General features: G+C 61.8%; 20 protein-coding genes. 11 read left to right on the top strand and 9 right to left on the bottom strand.

Going from position 1 to position 17,538, the window contains the following annotated elements:
* Positions 1-8: 8 nt before the first annotated feature.
* From HJC04_RS16595 to HJC04_RS16570, 6 genes are all read right to left on the bottom strand, one after another.
* Positions 9-1,022: an inorganic phosphate transporter gene (locus HJC04_RS16595; protein ID WP_210628934.1), complete on the bottom strand. Its 1,014-nt coding sequence runs from the start codon at positions 1,020-1,022 to the stop codon at positions 9-11.
* Positions 1,022-1,663 carry a DUF47 family protein gene (locus tag HJC04_RS16590; RefSeq protein ID WP_221146660.1) on the bottom strand — a complete coding sequence of 214 codons (642 nt, stop codon included), beginning with the start codon at positions 1,661-1,663 and terminating at the stop codon, positions 1,022-1,024. Before HJC04_RS16590 ends, HJC04_RS16595 begins: the two co-directional genes overlap by 1 nt.
* A gap of 164 nt (positions 1,664-1,827) precedes the next feature.
* A complete protein-coding gene (locus HJC04_RS16585) occupies positions 1,828-2,319 on the bottom strand; it encodes a GNAT family N-acetyltransferase (RefSeq protein ID WP_210628932.1) in 492 nt (163 codons plus the stop codon).
* Positions 2,320-2,333: 14 nt separating this feature from the next.
* Complete coding sequence (gene tldD, locus HJC04_RS16580; RefSeq protein WP_221146659.1) at positions 2,334-3,749, bottom strand: metalloprotease TldD; 1,416 nt, start codon at positions 3,747-3,749, stop codon at positions 2,334-2,336.
* A 199-nt stretch (positions 3,750-3,948) separates the two neighbouring features.
* Positions 3,949-4,590, bottom strand: coding sequence for a peroxiredoxin-like family protein (locus tag HJC04_RS16575; protein ID WP_210628930.1), 642 nt, complete (start codon positions 4,588-4,590; stop codon positions 3,949-3,951).
* Between the two features lie 281 nt (positions 4,591-4,871).
* Positions 4,872-5,528 (bottom strand): invasion associated locus B family protein, encoded by a 657-nt coding sequence (locus HJC04_RS16570; RefSeq protein ID WP_210628929.1) that lies wholly within the window; start codon positions 5,526-5,528, stop codon positions 4,872-4,874.
* Between the two features lie 315 nt (positions 5,529-5,843).
* On the opposite strand from HJC04_RS16570, the gene coxB reads away from it, so the two are divergent.
* The 6 genes from coxB (at position 5,844) to HJC04_RS16540 (ending at position 11,146) form a co-directional block, all read left to right on the top strand.
* Positions 5,844-6,728, top strand: coding sequence for a cytochrome c oxidase subunit II (gene coxB / locus HJC04_RS16565; protein ID WP_210628928.1), 885 nt, complete (start codon positions 5,844-5,846; stop codon positions 6,726-6,728).
* Positions 6,729-6,745: 17 nt separating this feature from the next.
* Complete coding sequence (ctaD, locus tag HJC04_RS16560; RefSeq protein WP_210628927.1) at positions 6,746-8,446, top strand: cytochrome c oxidase subunit I; 1,701 nt, start codon at positions 6,746-6,748, stop codon at positions 8,444-8,446.
* A gap of 65 nt (positions 8,447-8,511) precedes the next feature.
* Positions 8,512-9,462 carry a heme o synthase gene (locus tag HJC04_RS16555; protein WP_210628926.1) on the top strand — a complete coding sequence of 317 codons (951 nt, stop codon included), beginning with the start codon at positions 8,512-8,514 and terminating at the stop codon, positions 9,460-9,462.
* Entirely contained in the window at positions 9,462-9,602 is a 141-nt protein-coding gene (locus HJC04_RS16550; RefSeq protein WP_004672998.1) for a hypothetical protein, read from the top strand. Before HJC04_RS16555 ends, HJC04_RS16550 begins: the two co-directional genes overlap by 1 nt.
* A complete protein-coding gene (locus HJC04_RS16545) occupies positions 9,599-10,207 on the top strand; it encodes a cytochrome c oxidase assembly protein (protein WP_221146658.1) in 609 nt (202 codons plus the stop codon). The genes HJC04_RS16550 and HJC04_RS16545 overlap by 4 nt, the downstream gene beginning before the upstream one ends.
* 60 nt (positions 10,208-10,267) lie before the next feature.
* Positions 10,268-11,146: a cytochrome c oxidase subunit 3 gene (locus HJC04_RS16540; protein ID WP_064800923.1), complete on the top strand. Its 879-nt coding sequence runs from the start codon at positions 10,268-10,270 to the stop codon at positions 11,144-11,146.
* A gap of 108 nt (positions 11,147-11,254) precedes the next feature.
* Here HJC04_RS16540 and HJC04_RS16535 read toward each other — a convergent pair whose 3' ends face one another.
* The gene (locus tag HJC04_RS16535; protein ID WP_097597707.1) at positions 11,255-11,518 is read right to left on the bottom strand and encodes a hypothetical protein; all 264 of its coding nucleotides are present in this window, start codon (positions 11,516-11,518) and stop codon (positions 11,255-11,257) included.
* Positions 11,519-11,759: 241 nt separating this feature from the next.
* A complete protein-coding gene (locus HJC04_RS16530; protein ID WP_210628924.1) occupies positions 11,760-12,401 on the bottom strand; it encodes a chloramphenicol phosphotransferase CPT family protein in 642 nt (213 codons plus the stop codon).
* Between the two features lie 141 nt (positions 12,402-12,542).
* Here HJC04_RS16530 and HJC04_RS16525 point away from each other — a divergent pair, with 141 nt between their 5' ends.
* The 5 genes from HJC04_RS16525 (at position 12,543) to rnhA (ending at position 16,217) form a co-directional block, all read left to right on the top strand.
* Positions 12,543-12,923 carry a DUF983 domain-containing protein gene (locus tag HJC04_RS16525; protein WP_210628923.1) on the top strand — a complete coding sequence of 127 codons (381 nt, stop codon included), beginning with the start codon at positions 12,543-12,545 and terminating at the stop codon, positions 12,921-12,923.
* A complete protein-coding gene (locus tag HJC04_RS16520; RefSeq protein ID WP_210628922.1) occupies positions 12,916-13,671 on the top strand; it encodes an SURF1 family protein in 756 nt (251 codons plus the stop codon). The genes HJC04_RS16525 and HJC04_RS16520 overlap by 8 nt, the downstream gene beginning before the upstream one ends.
* Positions 13,672-13,745: 74 nt before the next feature.
* Positions 13,746-14,747: a 4-hydroxy-3-methylbut-2-enyl diphosphate reductase gene (gene ispH / locus HJC04_RS16515; protein ID WP_210628921.1), complete on the top strand. Its 1,002-nt coding sequence runs from the start codon at positions 13,746-13,748 to the stop codon at positions 14,745-14,747.
* A gap of 52 nt (positions 14,748-14,799) precedes the next feature.
* The gene (locus HJC04_RS16510) at positions 14,800-15,765 is read left to right on the top strand and encodes a homoserine kinase (protein ID WP_210628920.1); all 966 of its coding nucleotides are present in this window, start codon (positions 14,800-14,802) and stop codon (positions 15,763-15,765) included.
* Positions 15,762-16,217, top strand: coding sequence for a ribonuclease HI (rnhA, locus tag HJC04_RS16505; RefSeq protein ID WP_210628919.1), 456 nt, complete (start codon positions 15,762-15,764; stop codon positions 16,215-16,217). Before HJC04_RS16510 ends, rnhA begins: the two co-directional genes overlap by 4 nt.
* Positions 16,218-16,420: 203 nt before the next feature.
* On the opposite strand, the gene HJC04_RS16500 is transcribed toward rnhA, so the two are convergent.
* Positions 16,421-17,497 (bottom strand): putative zinc-binding metallopeptidase, encoded by a 1,077-nt coding sequence (locus HJC04_RS16500; protein WP_221122523.1) that lies wholly within the window; start codon positions 17,495-17,497, stop codon positions 16,421-16,423.
* Between the last annotated feature and the right edge of the window lie 41 nt (positions 17,498-17,538).

The raw sequence follows: 17,538 nt of genomic DNA, 5'->3' as shown, positions 1-17,538 counted from the left end.
GAGCGACATCAGAAGATTTTGCTCAAGCCGGTCACCAGCCAGAACGAAACTGCCGAAATCATTGCCGCTGCCGGCAGGGTGATGATCCATGCGATGACGATGTTGCCGGCTAGCCCCCACCTGACGGCGGACACGCGCCGGGCGGCGCCGACGCCGATGATGGCGCCGGTAATGGTATGGGTGGTCGAGACGGGGATACCGAGCCAGGTGGCGCCGAACAGCGTCAAGGCGCCGCCCGTTTCGGCGCAGAATCCCTGCATCGGATTGAGCCTGGTGATCTTCGAGCCCATCGTATGGACGATGCGCCAGCCGCCGAACAAGGTGCCGAGCGCCATCGCTGCCTGGCATGAGATCACCACCCAGAGCGGCACGTGGAAGCTGCCGCCGAGGTAACCCTGCGAATAGAGAAGCACGGCAATGATGCCCATGGTCTTCTGGGCGTCATTGCCGCCGTGGCCGAGCGAATAGAGCGACGCCGACACGAATTGCAGGAAACGGAAGGATCGGTCGACGGCAAAAGGCGTCTGCCGGATGAAGGTCCAGGTCACCGCCAGGATGAGGAACAGTGCCAGGAGAAAACCGATCATCGGCGACATGACGATGGCGGAGACGGTCTTGAGAAGACCGCTCCAGACGATCGAGCTCAACCCCGTTTTGGCAAGGCCCGCACCGACCAGCCCGCCGACCAGAGCATGGGATGAACTGGAGGGAATGCCGAAGACCCAGGTCACGACATTCCAGACGATGGCGCCGATCAGGGCCGCGAAAATCACCTGCGGCGTGACGATCGCCGGGTCGATGATGCCGGTCCCGAGCGTCTCGGCCACATGCAGGCCGAAGAACAGGAAGGCGATGAAATTGAAGAATGCCGCCCAGAAGACCGCATATTGCGGCCTCAGGACCCGTGTCGAGACGATTGTCGCGATCGAGTTGGCCGCATCATGCAGGCCATTGAGAAAATCGAACAGCAGTGCGACGCCGATCAGGCCGACAAGAAGCGGAAGAGCGAGGGCGGCTTCCATCAGACATTCTCGATCACGATGCCGCTGATCTCGTTGGCGACGTCCTCGAAACGGTCGACCACCTTCTCCAGCTCGCCGTAGATCTCGCTGCCGATCATATAGGCCATCGCATTGCCGGCGCCGTGCCGGCGAAACAGATCCTTGAGCCCCTGCTCGTGCAACTCGTCGGAGCGCCCTTCCACCTGCGTGACCTGCTCGACGATGGCAGAAAGCCGCGGCGCATTGGCGCTGATGCGATCAAGCAAGGGAATGGCCTCGGCAATGAGATTGGCAGCTTCCACAACGGTCTTGCCCATTTCCTGCATCCGTGGATCGAAGCTGGTCTGCTCGAAGAGCCGGATGGTTTTGACGGTTTTGTGCATCATGTCGATCGCATCATCCATGGATTGGATGAGATCCTTGATGTCGCCACGATCGAAAGGTGTGATGAAACTCCGCCGGACGGCCAGCATGACTTCGCGCGTTATATCGTCGGCCTGATCTTCCAACCGCACGATCGTTTCGCATTGATGCTCGATCTCTATTCCCGACAGCAACCTGTCCAGAGCCTGTGCGGCGTCGACGATCGTTCTGGAATGTTGTTCGAAAAGGACGAAGAACCGGTCTTCGCGCGGCATCAACTTTCGAAACCAACCCAGCATGAACACCTCGCAATCCTGGTCTGCGCTATGAACGACGAGCCGTCCTAAACCCTATCCCGTTGAAGAGATAGGGCCGAATTTCGGTTTGTGACAGATTTATGACAGTTGTGCCGCGGCAGGGACATGGCCGTTGCCGGCAGCTGAACCCTTTCCGCCATCGGCGGTCAGCCGACCTTGTACCGGTAAAACTTGCTGTCCACCGCCATCAGCGGGAAGGAGCGGGGCAGGGCGCTCTTGGCAATTTCGGTAAAGCCGTTCTTTTCGTAGAAGCGCTGGGCGGCGACGAACTTGTCCGTCGTGCCGAGGAAGATGTCGGTGAGGCCGGCATCTCTGGCGTGGTCGAACAGGCGCTCGAGAAGCCGCGCCGCCACGCCGTGCTCGCGGCCGCGCACCTCGGCGGCGACGAACATCTTGCGCAGCGCCGCCTGATTGTTGCCGATGTCCTTCAGCCCAAGGGTGCCGACGATGGCGCCGTCCTTGACGGCGACCCAGAACTGACCTTTGCCGGACTGGTAGAAATCCGGGATGACCCGGAGATCGGGCTGCGCATCGGCAGTGATATCGATGCCGAACTCCTCGCGCTGGATCGGCAGGATCACCGACAGCACGTCATCGGCATCGCCTTCGGCAAAGGCTCTGATTTCGATCTCTCCCATCAGATCCTCCCGCCTCAGGCCTGGGTGCCGCCGACGGTGACCTGATCCATGCGCAGATGCGGCTGGCCGACGCCGACCGGAACCCATTGGCCGGCCTTGCCGCAATTGCCGATGCCGGTATCGAGCTTCATGTCGTTGCCGATCATCGACACCCGCTTCATCGCATCCGGGCCGTTGCCGATCAGCATCGCCCCCTTGATCGGCGCGCCGATCTTGCCGTTTTCGATCAGATAGGCCTCGGTGCAACCGAAGACGAATTTGCCGGAGGTGATGTCGACCTGGCCGCCGCCAAAGGAGACGGCATAGACGCCCTTCTTCACCGAGGCGATGATTTCTTCCGGAGTCTTGTCGCCGCCGAGCATATAGGTGTTGGTCATGCGCGGCATCGGCACGTGGGCATAGCCCTGGCGGCGGCCGTTGCCGGTGGGCGCCATGCCCATCAGCCGGGCGTTCTGCCGGTCCTGCATATAGCCGACGAGCTTGCCGTTCTCGATCAGCACGTTGTAGCCCGACGGTGTACCCTCGTCGTCGATGGTGATCGAGCCGCGGCGGTTGTCGATCGTGCCGTCGTCGACGACGGTGACGCCGGGCGCGGCAACGATCTGGCCGAGAAGCCCTGAAAAGGCCGAGGTCTTCTTGCGGTTGAAATCCCCTTCCAGCCCGTGGCCGACCGCCTCGTGCAGCATGACGCCCGGCCAGCCGGAGCCGAGAACGACATCCATCGTGCCGGCGGGCGCGTCGATCGCTTCCAGATTGACGAGCGCCTGGCGCAGCGCCTCGTCGGCGCCGTACTGCCAGCTGCCCTCGGCAATGAAATCGCCGAAGCCGATGCGCCCGCCGCTGCCGTAGGAACCGCTCTCCTGCCGCTCGCCTTCACCGACCACGACGGAAATGTTGATGCGGGTCATCGGTCTTATGTCGCGCACGCGGTGGCCGTCGGCGCGCAGGATGTCGACCACCTGCCAGCTCGCGGCGACCGAGGCGGTGACCTGCCGGACCTTGTCGTCCTTGCCTCTGAGATAGGCGTCGATGTCCTGCAGGACCTTGACCTTCTCCTCGAAGCTCGGCTGGCCGATCGGGTTCTGGTCGCCGTAGAATTTCTTGTTGGTGCCCTGGGGAGCGGCGGCGTAGGTGCCGGAATAGCCGCGCGTCACCGCGCCGACCGCATCGGCCGCCCGCTTCAGCGCCGCCACCGAGAGATCGCCGGCATGGGCATAACCCACCGCTTCGCCGGCAACGGCGCGAAGCCCGAAACCCTGTTCGGTGTTGAAACTGCCGCCCTTCAGCCGGCCATTGTCGAAGGTCAGCGCTTCGGCCTGCGCATGCTCGATGAACAGTTCGCCGTCATCGGCGCCGGCGAGCGCCTCGGCGACAAGGCCGCGCATCGTGGCTTCGTCGGCATCGAAAAGCGTCAGGAGATCGGTGGTCATGGTCTGGCTCCAATGGGCATGTTCGGGAATGCGCTTATCCCCTAGATAGGGCTCCATATAACAAGGAGTGAAGCCCTCGCGGCGAATATTCTTTGTCTCGGGAGGTGGGACGCGCCTCGAAGAGATGCAAACGGTTGATCGCTTTGCGCGGGGTAGACAACGCTGACCACCCGTCGGGGCGTCGAGCGATTTTTTGTCGTCAATGTGCGACTTGCGAAGCTGCCGACATCAATTCCCGGGAATTCGGAGCCTTGAACGTTTGCAGCCCGGCCTCCAGAACTTCAGTGAAGCTCCAGCGGACGATGCCCTCGCGGTCGATCAGGAACTGACCGACAAGCTGCCCATGGTCGGCGGTCATCATCTGCTGATCGGCTTCCGTAATTTGATATCCTTCCTTCTTGTTGAGAAAATCGTCCATCGCCATCACGCCCATAGGCTCTGGCAATTCGCCCGGCAGATCGATTCGTATCGCCATGACCGTGTCGATCCCGACCTCGCGTAAGCCGAAGGCTCGGTGCGAAGCCCGTATCGGGTCGGAAGCCGCAAGAATACCGGGGATCGGATGGTAACGGAAATACAGCCGCGCGCGTTCGACCGGGGTGTTTACCACTGCCAGCGATTGGACGCCTTTCTCACGCAGCATCGGGTTGAGATATGCCATGGCCGCGACATGGCGCCGGCAGAAGGGACAATGCAGGCCTCGAAACAAACCGATCAACAATGGGCTGCGGCCGCGAAAATCATCAAGCGCGATCTTCCCTTCGCGCGAGACTGCATCAAACACAACGTTCGGCACCCGGTCGCCCGGTTTTAGCGGATGGTCGACATAGCGCGTGGACATGGACAACCTCCTCGCTCGGGATCAGTCGAGAAAAGGCGCCACGTTAAGTGTTTCGAGGTCGAGACTGAGCGTTGCGAGGCCCGACCTCTTGTCTTACCGCACCGCCAGGATCCGATCCAAGAATGGTCCCACATTGGCCCGCGGGCAAGCGGTAAACGGCGTATCGTGACCGGAAAAGTCCGTTTTCTCAAAATTCAGCCTTTCACCAGAGCGGGCCGCTGGCGGAAGTGAAGCTGGATTGAGCGGATGAGGGGCGGACCCGCGACAGGCCGCAGCCGCCCTCAAGGCAGCGCGTCAAAACCTTCGGCGAAACCCTTGAGATCAACAGGGATGCCGATCCCTTCTTCCGGCGTCTGGAAGACGATGAAGGTGGCCTGGGCGCCGCTGCGGAAGGTCTTGAGCAGTTCGTCCTCGAGCACGACTTCGGCATAACAGCCGTCGGCGAAGCAGCGGACGAAGTAGGCGCGGCCGATATCCTTGCCGTCGACATTCAGTCCGAGACCGTTCGGCAGGAGCACGCCGAGCGGCGCCAGCACGCGCAGGATCTTCGATTTGCGGTCGGCCGTCTTCAAGACGACGACGGAAAGCCCGACCTCCGGCCGGTCCTCGGCGATGACGTTCTGCATCAGCGCGCATTGTTCCGTCGCCGCACCGGCCGGCTTGTCGCAAACAACCGACCATGCGCCGTGGTTGGATTTCACGGTGCCGGGCGCCTGCGGCTGCGTCTGGCCGGGCGTTACCTGGATATTCGGGTTGGCAGCCGGGGGCTGCTGCGCCGGGGCAGGGGCGGCCGGTGCCGGTGTGGTGGGTTGGGCGGGGGAAGGGGCGGGTTGCTGTGCGAAGACGGGCGTCGTCGCTGCGGCCGCGATGCTGGCAGTCACGAGAAGCGACCGCGCGAGGGAACGGAAACCCATGGAAACCTCTGGATATCGAATCATTGCGGCTATTGTTGAAGCTGCCCACCGGAAATGAAAAGCCCCACCCCGTGAAAACCGGGGGACTGCGGCAGAAATTGGACCTCTGTCAAATAATGTGCGGTGGTCGGATCGGCCGGAAATGGCATTTTTCATATGCTGATGAAAAACTTGGGATGTTTTGCCGTTCGGCCTGCCTGTGCTTTAAGCAAAAATGCCGCATAGACAATTGCTCCTGCCTGTTGCGGCAAATGCCAAACTGTGGTTTGAAGCGCTGAAGATGGCAAGGATTCTGCGTTCGATTTAGCAGGTCAAGCGCTCGAGGGAGATAATAAGGTGATGAAGAAGGCTTATGCAGCTCTGACCGCGCTGGTCTGTCTGCTTTTTGCTTCCGGCACATATGCCGACCAGCCGACGCCGTGGCAGGCGACGCTGCAGCCGGCGGCGACGCCGATTATGCGGGAAATTCATTGGTTCGAACAATATACCCTGTGGTTTATCGTTCCGATCACGCTCTTCGTTCTGATCCTGCTCATCGTCGTCTGCTTCAAGTTCCGCGCCAGCGCCAATCCGGTTCCGTCGCGCACGAGCCACAATACGCTGATCGAGGTCATCTGGACCGTGGGGCCGGTCCTGGTGCTGCTCTTCCTCGCCATTCCCTCGTTCAATCTTCTGACGGCGCAGCTGACGCTGCCCGAAAATCCTGACGTGACGATCAAGGCGACCGCCACCCAGTGGCAATGGAATTATGAATATGAAGGTTCGGGCGACAGCCCGCTCGCCTTCGATTCCTACCTCTTGAAGGATCAGGATCGCGCGGCCGCCGGCAAGGAAGACAAGTCGGTCTATCCGAGACTGCTCGCCGTCGACAACGAACTGGTGCTGCCGGTCAACAAGACGGTGCGCGTTCTCGTGACCGCGGCACCCACCGACGTCATCCACGCTTTCGCCATGCCGTCCTTCGGCATCAAGATCGACGCCGTACCGGGCCGCCTGAACGAGACCTGGTTCAGGGCCGAGCGCGAAGGCCTGTTTTATGGCCAGTGTTCCGAGCTCTGCGGCAAGGACCATGCGTTCATGCCGATTGCCATCCGCGTCGTCTCCGAGGACAAGTACAAGCAGTGGCTGACCGCGGCCGCCAGCGACCTGCCCGGCGCCTACAAGACACTCATGGCCGCAACCGATGGTCCCGCAAAGACCGTCGACGTTGCCGAAGCACAGTAATTAAGGGGATCGGGACAATGGCTGGACCTTCCGCTCACGACGATCATTCTCACGCCCACCACGACCATGCGCATGATGATCACGATCACCATGATCACGGGCACAAGCCGAGCTTTGTCAATCGCTGGCTGTTCTCGACCAACCACAAGGACATCGGCACGCTCTACCTGATCTTCGCGATCATCGCCGGCATCATCGGCGGCGCGCTGTCGGTGGCCATGCGCATGGAGCTGCAGGAGCCGGGCATCCAGATCTTCCACGGCCTGGCCTCGATGGTCTACGGCTATGAAGGCGATGCCGCGATCGACGGCGCCAAGCAGATGTTCAACATGTTCACGACGGCGCACGCGCTGATCATGATCTTCTTCATGGTCATGCCGGCGATGATCGGCGGTTTTGCCAACTGGATGGTGCCGATCATGATCGGCGCGCCCGACATGGCCTTCCCGCGGCTGAACAACATCTCCTTCTGGCTGATCGTCCCGGCCTTCGCGCTGCTCTTGCTGTCGATGTTCGTCGAAGGCCCGGCAGGCGCTTACGGTACGGGCGGCGGCTGGACTATGTATCCGCCGCTGGCAACGAGCGGCACGCCGGGACCGGCGGTCGATCTGGCGATCTTCGCGCTGCACATTGCCGGCGCCTCGTCGATCCTCGGTGCGATCAACTTCATCACCACGATCCTCAACATGCGCGCCCCCGGCATGACGCTGCACAAGATGCCGCTCTTCGCCTGGTCGGTGCTGATCACCGCCTTCCTGCTCTTGCTGTCGCTGCCAGTTCTGGCAGGCGGCATCACCATGCTGCTGACTGACCGCAACTTCGGCACCTCCTTCTTCTCTCCGGAAGGCGGCGGCGACCCGATCCTCTACCAGCACCTGTTCTGGTTCTTCGGTCACCCCGAGGTCTACATCCTCATCCTGCCGGGCTTCGGCATGATCAGCCACATCATCTCGACCTTCTCGAAGAAGCCGATCTTCGGCTATCTCGGCATGGCCTACGCAATGGTTGCGATCGGCGCCGTCGGCTTCGTCGTCTGGGCCCACCACATGTACACGGTCGGTCTGTCGCTCGATGCGCAGCGTTACTTCGTCTTCGCCACGATGGTCATCGCCGTTCCGACAGGCGTGAAGATCTTCTCCTGGATCGCGACGATGTGGGGCGGCTCGATCTCGTTCCGCACGCCGATGATCTGGGCGATCGGCTTCATCTTCCTGTTCACGGTCGGCGGCGTCACCGGCGTCCAGCTTGCCAATGCCGGTCTCGACCGCTCGCTGCATGACACCTATTACGTCGTGGCTCACTTCCACTACGTTCTGTCGCTCGGCGCCGTCTTCGCGATCTTTGCCGGCTGGTATTACTGGTTCCCGAAGATGACCGGCTACATGTACAACGAGTTCGTCGGCAAGCTGCATTTCTGGGTCATGTTCATCGGCGTCAACCTGGTGTTCTTCCCGCAGCACTTCCTCGGTCTCGCCGGCATGCCGCGCCGCTACATCGATTATCCGGATGCCTTTGCCGGCTGGAACTATGTTTCCTCGATCGGCTCCTACATCTCGGCCTTCGGCGTGCTGATCTTCCTCTTCTCGGTCTTCGAGGCCTTCGCCAAGAAGCGCATCGCCGGCGAGAATCCGTGGGGCGAGGGTGCGACGACGCTGGAGTGGCAGCTGCCTTCGCCGCCGCCCTATCACCAGTGGGAACAGCTGCCGCGCATCAAGTAAAGCGCTTGGAAAACCGGACGCCGCATTCGAAACGGCGTCCGGCATAGTAAATTCAGGACGGAATGATGACGGTTATCGACAATCACGAGGCGCTTGCAGAGGACGGCGAAATGTCGGAAGCGAGCGCGCGCGATTATTTCGAGCTCTTGAAGCCGCGGGTGATGTCGCTCGTGGTCTTCACCGCCTTTGCCGGCCTGGTGCTGGCCCCGGGCCACATCAACCCCGTCCTCGGCCTGATCGCCATCCTCTGCATCGCCGTCGGCGCCGGCGCCTCGGGCGCGCTGAACATGTGGTACGACGCCGATATCGACGCCGTCATGAGCCGCACGGCCAAGCGCCCGATCCCGGCCGGCCGCGTCGCGCCGTCGGAGGCGCTCGCCTTCGGTCTGGTGCTGTCGGGCTTTTCCGTCGTCATTCTCGGCCTTGCCGTCAATTGGCTGTCGGCCGGCATCCTTGCCTTCACCATCTTCTTCTACGCCGTCATCTACACCATGTGGCTGAAGCGTTCGACGCCGCAGAATATCGTCATCGGCGGTGCCGCCGGCGCCTTCCCGCCGATGATCGGCTGGGCCTGCGTGACGAATACGGTGACGATCGAGAGCACCGTTCTCTTCCTGATCATCTTCCTCTGGACGCCGGCGCATTTCTGGGCGCTTGCCCTCTTCAAGATGCGCGATTACGAGGCCGTCGGCGTGCCGATGCTGCCGAACGTCGCCGGCGAGCGGGTGACCAAGCATCAGATCGTCGCCTATGCGGTGCTGACCGCCATCTGCGCGGTGCTGCCGTCCGTCCTCGGCTTCGCGAGCTTCGGCTACGGCCTCGTCGCCGCCGTGCTCGGTACGATCTTCATCACCTGTTCCATCGCCGTCTGGCGCATGCCCGACGGCGATCTGAAGATGGTGCCGGCAAAGAAGCTCTTCGCCTTCTCGATCTTCTATCTCTTCGCTGTATTCTCCGCTTTGATGATCGACCGGCTGGCCGCCATGCTGGTTTCGCAAGTGGGAGGCTCGCTCTGATGGATCTCGTCAAGCTCACCGAAAAGCAGATGAAGTCGCGCCGCAACCGCAACATCGCCCTTGGGCTGGTGCTGGCCGGTCTCGTCGTCCTCTTCTATGCGATCACGATCGTCAAGATCGGCGGGGGGATGGCCGGATGAGCGAAAAAGCCGCCGCACCGAGGAAGCAAGGCCGCAACAACGGCGCCGTCGTGCTGATGTGCCTGAGTTTCGTCTTCGGCATGGGTGCGATGAGCTATGCCGCCGTGCCGCTCTACCGCATCTTCTGCCAGGTGACCGGCTATAACGGCACGACCCAGCGCGTCGAGCAGATGTCGAGCATCGTGCTGGACCGCAAGATGCGCGTCACCTTCGACGCCAATGTCGCCCCCGGCCTGCAATGGAATTTCAAGCCGGTCGAGCGCGAGGTCAGTCCGAAGATCGGCGAAACCATCCAGGTCAATTTCGTCGCCGAGAACCGCTCGAACGAGACCCAGCGCGGCCAGGCGGTGTTCAACGTCACGCCGGGCGAAGCGGGCGCCTATTTCAATAAGGTGCAATGTTTCTGCTTTACCGAAACGGACCTGAAGCCGGGCGAGAAGCTGGAAATGCCGGTCGTGTTCTATATCGACCCTGAAATCGTCAAGGCGGTGGAATCGAAAGATATCCACACGGTGACGCTGTCATATACGTTCTACCCGAAAGAGGGTCCGAAGCCTGTCGCTTCGAATGAGGGTGGAACGGTAAAGATTGAAAAGAAACTTTGATCAAGGCTCGTTTCCGGCTATGCCGGGAGCGAAGTGAGGAAGACATCCGGGGATAGCCACATGGCCGATGCGCATCAGAAGAACCACGACTACCACATCATCGATCCGAGCCCGTGGCCGATTCTCGCCTCGCTCGGCGCCTTCATCATGGCGATCGGCGGCGTCTGCTATATGCGTTACCTGAACGGCGGCTCCTTCAAGCTCGCTGGCGCTGAACTCGCCAATCCCTGGCTCTTCTTTATCGGCCTCGTGCTGGTTCTTTACGTCATGTACGGCTGGTGGGCCGATACGGTGAAGGAAGCCCATGAGGGCTCTCACACCCGCGTCGTCTCGCTGCACCTGCGTTACGGCATGATCATGTTCATCGCTTCGGAAGTGATGTTCTTCGTCGCCTGGTTCTGGGCTTATTTCGACGCCAGCCTGTTTCCGAACGAGGCGATCCAGGCCTCGCGCATGGCCTATACCGGCGGCGTCTGGCCGCCGAAGGGCATCGAAGTCCTCGATCCCTGGCACCTGCCGATCTACAACACCGTCATCCTGCTGCTCTCCGGCACGACGGTCACCTGGGCGCACCATGCGCTGCTGCACAATGACCGCAAGGGCCTCGTTCAGGGCCTGACGCTGACCGTGCTGCTCGGCATCCTGTTCTCCAGCGTGCAGGCCTACGAATATGCCCACGCCCCGTTCGACTTCAAGAATTCGATCTACGGCGCGACCTTCTTCATGGCGACCGGCTTCCACGGTTTCCACGTCCTCGTCGGCACGATCTTCCTGCTGGTCTGCCTGCTGCGCGCGCTGCGCGGCGATTTCACCCCGAAGCAGCATTTCGGCTTCGAGGCAGCCGCCTGGTACTGGCACTTCGTCGACGTCGTCTGGCTGTTCCTGTTCTTCTGCATCTATGTCTGGGGCGGCTGGGGCGCACCCGTCGCAGCCGGCTGATCGGAAGCGATGTTCAAGCGAAAGGCGGGCCTCGGTCCGCCTTTTCTGTTTTGGCTCCACGCACCGTGATCGCAGGGCTTAATCCACGGCGCGGCCCCTGACGTCCCGCTACGATTGAGTGAGAATCACCAAGGTCTCCGGCAATACTCCGTCATACTCCATCGCATCCGCAGCTTGCTTGGACTTCATAAATTCCTCCAGGCGGCCCATGTCGGGAACGTCCATGACGAGGCCAACGCGATTGGACGCCTGTGGATCGACAAACGTACGAATGTTTGTGCAGCCGAGGGGCTCGAAGACCTCTTTGCGGCGCGGTGAAGTGAGCCAATGTTTGACGTCCTTGACGTCGTGGTAGGCCAATATGGTAGGCATAGCATCCTCCTCTCAAAGCCAAGTGGAACACTACGCCGCGATCGATCACATTGATATTACCCGGATGGGCGGGGCGCATCGTCGTCGGCAAATGGCAAAGATGTCGATGTTCTCGTCGATTCCTGCCCCAGCTTCGCACCTGGAAGCGATCATGGTGGCATTTGCCGCCGAACTCGGCGTCGATGCTCGCGTCAAGTCGGTCAAGCCTGAGCCTAATGGAGAGTGGGACGTACGATTGGCATCAACGTCCGCCAGCGATCCTTTCGAAGGCCGAAGGTCCGGGGATGCCGAGATCGAGGCGTTGGCGGATTGCCTCGGCGCATTCGTCGGCGGTCAGCACCGAGGTATCGACCTCCATGTCGTAGATGCCTGGCCGGTGCACCTCGTCCTGCCAGCGCTGCACCGGTTCGGGAACCGGCATGTCCGCAGTGGCGCGGAGATACAGCGTCTCGCGGCCGTCTTGTTCAATGTCTCGCCGCTGCATGATCGTCTCGAGCGGACAGCGCACGCCGACGAACAGCACGGAAAATCCATCGAGACGCCGGGCGCAGTCGGGAAGTATGCCGAGTGGGTGCGAATAGCTGTCGTGATGGCCGAGATCGGCGACGACGTTGAGGCCCAATCCGGCATGGATGGCGATCGACTCGTAAAGGGCGGCATAGAGGAAAGGTATCAGCTCTTCGAGCTCCGGCCGCTCGCCGCCGGGCCTGAGCCCGATGCCGGGCAAATAGCGCTGCGGCGTCATCGCATTGTAGCTGTCGACGCCGAGGTTGATCCACGGTCCCTCGAATTCGTCCTGGATCGCCCGGGCAATGCTGGATTTGCCGCTGCGCGGCGCGCCGTTCAGGATAATGATCTGTCCGGCATGGCTGTCATTGGTCATCAGTCTTCTTCTTCTTCTGTTTGGCGCGAATCGGTGAGGCGAAATCGCGCAGGCATTTCCATTCGGGATGCGAATACTTTATGGGAGAGTTAAGGCAGCATCGAAAAGCCGCGGTCGCAAGTGGCCGCGCAAAGGAACAGCATGAGCGAGGACAGCGCGCAATTTCCCCCTCTCGATCCGGTGAAAACCGGTATCAAGGGCTGCTGCCCGCGCTGCGGTCATGGCAAGCTGTTCGATGGCCTGCTCGGCCTGAAGCCGCGTTGCGCCTCCTGCGGCCTCGATTATTCCTTCGCCGATTCCGGTGATGGCCCGGCCGTCTTCGTCATCCTCATCGTCGGCTTCATTATCATTGGCATGGTGCTGTGGCTGCAGGTCAATTATGGGCCGCCGATCTGGGTGCACATCCTTATTTTCGCGCCGCTGACGATCATCCTGTCGCTCCTGACGCTGCGCTGGTTCAAGGGCATCCTGATTGCCATGCAGTACCGTCATAATGCCCGCGAAGGACGTCTGAGTGACTGATGTCGATCACGCCGGGCCGCGCCGCCGGCTGCCTGTCATATCCGGCTTTCTGGTGCTGGTTGCCCTTGCCATTCTGGTTTCGCTCGGCACCTGGCAGCTGCAGCGCCTCACCTGGAAGCAAGGCCTGCTCGCCGACATCGCCGCGCGCCAGGCTGCCGCGCCGGTGCCGCTCGCCGGCATCGAGGCGATGGCGGCTTCCGGCGGCGACATCGAATACCGCAAGGTTACCGCCACCGGCCGCTACATCAACAACAAGGAGCGGCACTTCTTCGCCACTTGGCGCGGCCAGACCGGCTTTTACGTCTATACCCCGCTCGAGCTTGCCGACGGGCGCATCCTCTTCGTCAACCGCGGCTTCGTTCCCTATGAGAACAAGGAGCCGGAAATGCGCATGCAGGGCCAGCTGACTGATCAGCAGACGGTCACGGGCCTCGCGCGCGCCAAACTTGCCGGCAAGCCCTCCTGGCTGGTGCCCGATAACGACGTCGCCAAGAACATCTTCTACTGGAAGGACCTCGACGTCATGGCTGACAGCGTCGGCCTGGAGAAGGCGCGCGTCATCCCGTTCTTCGTCGACGCCGATTCCACGCCCAACCCGGCCGGCCTGCCGATCGGCGGCGTCACCCAGGTCGATCTGCCGAACGATCATCTGCAGTATGCCCTGACCTGGTACGGGCTTGCCGCCGTGCTCGTCACCGTGGTGGCGATCTCCTGGTTCCGAAAACCCGGCAGGGCACCTCGGCAATAGTATCGCTTCAATTCCCGGCCATATTGGGCTAGAGGTCCCTTACTCCTATCGGACGGAATTTTGACGGAACGGACATGAATATTGCGGCGAAACCTCCCTTGACGATCAGGCTCTGCGGGCCGCGCGGCTTCTGCGCCGGCGTCGACCGCGCCATCCAGATCGTCGTGCTGGCGCTGAAATCCTATGGCGCGCCGGTCTATGTGCGCCACGAGATCGTCCACAATCGTTATGTCGTCGAGGGGCTGGAGGCCAAGGGCGCCGTCTTCGTCGAGGAACTGGACGAGATCCCGCCCGAGCATCGGGCCCAGCCGGTGGTCTTCTCGGCCCATGGCGTGCCGAAATCGGTGCCTGAGGATGCCGCGAGCCGCAACCTTTTCTATCTCGACGCCACCTGTCCGCTGGTCTCCAAGGTCCACAAGCAGGCAATGCGCCACAATCGACTTGGCCGCCACGTCGTCCTCATCGGCCACGCCGGCCACCCGGAAGTGATCGGCACGATGGGGCAGTTGCCGGAAGGCGCGGTTTCGCTGATCGAGACGATCGAGGATGCCGACGCCTACGCCCCGGCCGACCCCGACAATCTCGGTTATGTCACCCAGACGACGCTGTCGGTCGACGATACCGCCGGCGTCATCGCCCGCCTCCAGGAGCGATTTCCCAACCTGACTGCGCCGGCGGCGGATTCGATCTGTTATGCGACGACCAACCGCCAGGAAGTGGTGAAGCAGGCGGCCCCCGGCTGCGATCTTTTCATCATTGTCGGCGCACCGAATTCCTCCAATTCCAAGCGCCTCGTGGAAGTGGCGCTGAGGGCAGGGGCGAAGAAATCGATCCTCGTCCAGCGCGCCGCAGAGCTCGACTGGGAGGAGATCGGCGCGATTTCGACGCTTGGCCTTTCCGCCGGCGCCTCGGCGCCGGAGGTGATCGTCAACGAAATCATCGAAGCCTTCCGCGCCCGCTTCGATGCCCGCGTCGAACTGGCCGAGACGGTGCAGGAAACCGAAAACTTCCTGGTCAACCGCGAATTGCGCAGCATCGAGCTGACCGCGGCCGACATGGCGTTCGTCAACGGCTAGGCCGCGATCGCGTCCCAGGTCATCCATCCATCATACAGAGACGAGACTTCACTTGGCAGTCTACACCGATATCGCCGAAGACGATCTGAAATGGTTCCTGACGGAATATGATGCAGGCACGCTGCTCTCCTACAAGGGCATCGCCGAAGGCGTCGAAAACTCCAATTTCCTGCTGCATACCTCCAAGGCGCCGCTGATTCTGACGCTTTATGAGAAGCGCGTGGAAAAGAGTGACCTGCCTTTCTTCCTCGGCTTGATGCAGCATCTCTCGGCCCGCGGCCTGTCCTGTCCATTGCCATTGCCGCGCCGCGACGGCGCGCTGCTCGGCTCGCTCTCCGGCCGCCCGGCCGCGCTGATTTCCTTCCTCGAAGGCATGTGGCTGAGAAAGCCGGAGGCAAAGCATTGCCGCGAGGTCGGCCGGGCGCTGGCCGAAATGCACGTGGCCGGCGAGGGCTTCGAGTTGAAACGGCCGAACGCCCTGTCGCTCGATGGCTGGCGGGGGCTCTGGGAGAAGTCCGAGGCGCGTGCCGACGAGGTCGAACCCGGCCTGCAGGGCGAGATCCGCAAGGAGCTTGATTTTCTCGCCGCCGCCTGGCCGAAGTGCCTGCCGTCCGGCGTCATCCATGCCGACCTCTTCCCCGACAACGTCTTCTTCCTCGGCGACGAGCTCTCCGGCCTGATCGATTTCTATTTCGCCTGCAACGACCTGCTCGCCTATGACGTCTCGATCTGCCTGAACGCCTGGTGCTTCGAGAAGGACGGCGCCTACAACATCACCAAGGGCATGGCGATGCTCGAGGGTTATCAGAGCGTCAGGCCGTTGAGCGGTGAAGAAATCGCCGCCCTGCCGGTGCTCGCGCGCGGCTCGGCGCTGCGCTTCTTCCTGACCCGGCTCTATGACTGGCTGATGACGCCGGAGGGCGCCATGGTCACCAAGAAGGACCCGCTCGAATATCTGCGCAAGCTGCGCTTCCACCGCCAGATCGGCTCGGCCGCCGAATACGGATTGAGCCTATGAAACACGTCGATATCTTCACCGACGGCGCATGTTCCGGCAATCCCGGTCCCGGCGGCTGGGGCGCAGTGTTGCGTTATGGCGAGGTCGAAAAGGAGCTTTGCGGCGGCGAGGCGGAGACGACCAACAATCGCATGGAGCTGATGGCGGCGATCTCGGCGTTGCAGGCGCTGAAGAGCCCTTGCGAAGTCGACCTCTATACCGACAGCGCCTACGTCAAGGACGGCATCTCCAAGTGGATCTTCGGCTGGAAGAAAAACGGCTGGAAGACATCGGACAAGAAGCCGGTGAAGAATGCCGAACTCTGGCAGGCGCTTGAGGAAGCCCGTAACCGCCACAAGGTGACGCTGCACTGGGTCAAGGGCCACGCCGGCCACCCGGAAAACGAACGCGCGGATGAACTTGCGCGCCGGGGCATGGAGCCGTTCAAGAAGGGCAAGGCGATTTCGTTTTAAGTGTGGGAGGTTTTGCCGTTACGCACCTCTCTCAATAAAGCACTGGCGGCGTGAATGTGCCCGTCGGTTCAACCCAATCTCCGTCATGCTCGGGCTTGACCTGCTCGAGGCCGAGGATGACGGAATATCTGGTGTCGTCCCAGCCAATTCGTCCCCGAAAGCCGACAATGGGCGGACTCATCCGATGACGAGCACTTTTCATCTCAATGCTGCGACGCCGTCGCCGCCCCCTGGATCAGCCGATGCAGATATTCGAGCTTGGCCACAACAGGCGAGGAGAGCACGAAGGGATAGGAGTCGGGCTGGCCCATGCTGCGCTGGATGGCGTTGATTGCGAGGCTGAGCGGCACCCAGGCGCTGACGAGCTGCTCGGCGCTCTGTGCCCGATAGGGAAGAAAATCGACCTCGCCTGCGATTTCCTCGTGGCCGCGCGGATCGATGGCGATGCCGAAGGCGCGGGCCGTCTCCAGCGTATCGACGATATGGAGGTAATGCGCGAAGCATTCGGCGAAATCCTCCCAGGGATGTGACGAAGCATAGGCGCTGATGAAATTATCCTGCCATCCCAAGGGCGGGCCGGCGGCATAGTGTTTCTGGAGGGCCGCCGCATAATCCTGCCGCTCGTCGCCGAAGACGGCGCGGAAATCATCGAGGCCGTTCTGATCGCGCACCAGCTTGTTCCAGATGAAATGGCCGGTCTCGTGGCGGAAATGGCCGAGCAGCGTGCGGTAAGGTTCGTTCATCGAGCTGCGCGCTTGTTCGCGGGTGGCGTCGTCGGCTTCGGCGGCGCGGATGGTGATCAGGCCTTCCTCATGGCCGGTCATGGCCGGCACGACATTGCCGTTGCCCTGCAGGGAATCCTCGAGGAAATCGAAGACCAGGCCGCCATGCGGATCTTCGCCGCGATCGGGATGCGGCAGCCTCCAGCGCAGCAGCGAATAGAAGAGATGACGCTGCGCCTGACCGATGCGCCGCCAGCGGTCGATGCCGTTCTGGGTATCGGTGTTCGGAACCAGCCGGTTGTGGCGGCAGGCGGCGCAGAATTCACTGTCGCTCTCGTCCTCCACCAGCCAGTTGCAGATGTCGAGGCCGGCATTGGCGCAGAAGCCCACGTGCCGGTCGGGATCGGAAACGAGCTGCCAGGCCGTCTCATCGCGCGGCTCCAGCGCATGCATCGCGAGGTCGCCGGGCAGGAAGCCGAGGCGATGGTTGCAGCGCACGCAGTGACGATTGTCGAAGTGGACGACCTGGTCGCAATTGTCGCAGGCAAAGAGTTTCATCGTACTGATCTCTGCAAGGCGGGGGGCGGATTAAAAATGCC

The sequence above is a fragment of the Rhizobium sp. NLR8a genome (genome assembly GCF_019685235.1).
Classification (GTDB): Bacteria; Pseudomonadota; Alphaproteobacteria; order Rhizobiales; family Rhizobiaceae; genus Rhizobium.
Note: the sequence above shows the minus strand (reverse complement) of the source record. Positions and strands in the feature narration are given on the sequence as shown.

Bases quoted from the DNA above. Each gene is read 5' to 3' on its own strand.
- HJC04_RS16585 (WP_210628932.1), bottom strand. From the start codon at position 2,319: ATGGGAGAGATCGAAATCAGAGCCTTTGCCGAAGGCGATGCCGATGAC.
- HJC04_RS16590 (WP_221146660.1), bottom strand. From the start codon at position 1,663: ATGCTGGGTTGGTTTCGAAAGTTGATGCCGCGCGAAGACCGGTTCTTC.
- rnhA (WP_210628919.1), top strand. From the start codon at position 15,762: ATGAAACACGTCGATATCTTCACCGACGGCGCATGTTCCGGCAATCCC.
- HJC04_RS16535 (WP_097597707.1), bottom strand. From the start codon at position 11,518: ATGCCTACCATATTGGCCTACCACGACGTCAAGGACGTCAAACATTGG.
- ctaD (WP_210628927.1), top strand. From the start codon at position 6,746: ATGGCTGGACCTTCCGCTCACGACGATCATTCTCACGCCCACCACGAC.
- HJC04_RS16545 (WP_221146658.1), top strand. From the start codon at position 9,599: ATGAGCGAAAAAGCCGCCGCACCGAGGAAGCAAGGCCGCAACAACGGC.
- HJC04_RS16570 (WP_210628929.1), bottom strand. From the start codon at position 5,528: ATGATTCGATATCCAGAGGTTTCCATGGGTTTCCGTTCCCTCGCGCGG.
- coxB (WP_210628928.1), top strand. From the start codon at position 5,844: ATGAAGAAGGCTTATGCAGCTCTGACCGCGCTGGTCTGTCTGCTTTTT.
- HJC04_RS16525 (WP_210628923.1), top strand. From the start codon at position 12,543: ATGAGCGAGGACAGCGCGCAATTTCCCCCTCTCGATCCGGTGAAAACC.
- HJC04_RS16540 (WP_064800923.1), top strand. From the start codon at position 10,268: ATGGCCGATGCGCATCAGAAGAACCACGACTACCACATCATCGATCCG.
- HJC04_RS16530 (WP_210628924.1), bottom strand. From the start codon at position 12,401: ATGACCAATGACAGCCATGCCGGACAGATCATTATCCTGAACGGCGCG.
- HJC04_RS16555 (WP_210628926.1), top strand. From the start codon at position 8,512: ATGACGGTTATCGACAATCACGAGGCGCTTGCAGAGGACGGCGAAATG.
- HJC04_RS16595 (WP_210628934.1), bottom strand. From the start codon at position 1,022: ATGGAAGCCGCCCTCGCTCTTCCGCTTCTTGTCGGCCTGATCGGCGTC.
- ispH (WP_210628921.1), top strand. From the start codon at position 13,746: ATGAATATTGCGGCGAAACCTCCCTTGACGATCAGGCTCTGCGGGCCG.
- HJC04_RS16550 (WP_004672998.1), top strand. From the start codon at position 9,462: ATGGATCTCGTCAAGCTCACCGAAAAGCAGATGAAGTCGCGCCGCAAC.
- HJC04_RS16500 (WP_221122523.1), bottom strand. From the start codon at position 17,497: ATGAAACTCTTTGCCTGCGACAATTGCGACCAGGTCGTCCACTTCGAC.
- HJC04_RS16575 (WP_210628930.1), bottom strand. From the start codon at position 4,590: ATGTCCACGCGCTATGTCGACCATCCGCTAAAACCGGGCGACCGGGTG.
- tldD (WP_221146659.1), bottom strand. From the start codon at position 3,749: ATGACCACCGATCTCCTGACGCTTTTCGATGCCGACGAAGCCACGATG.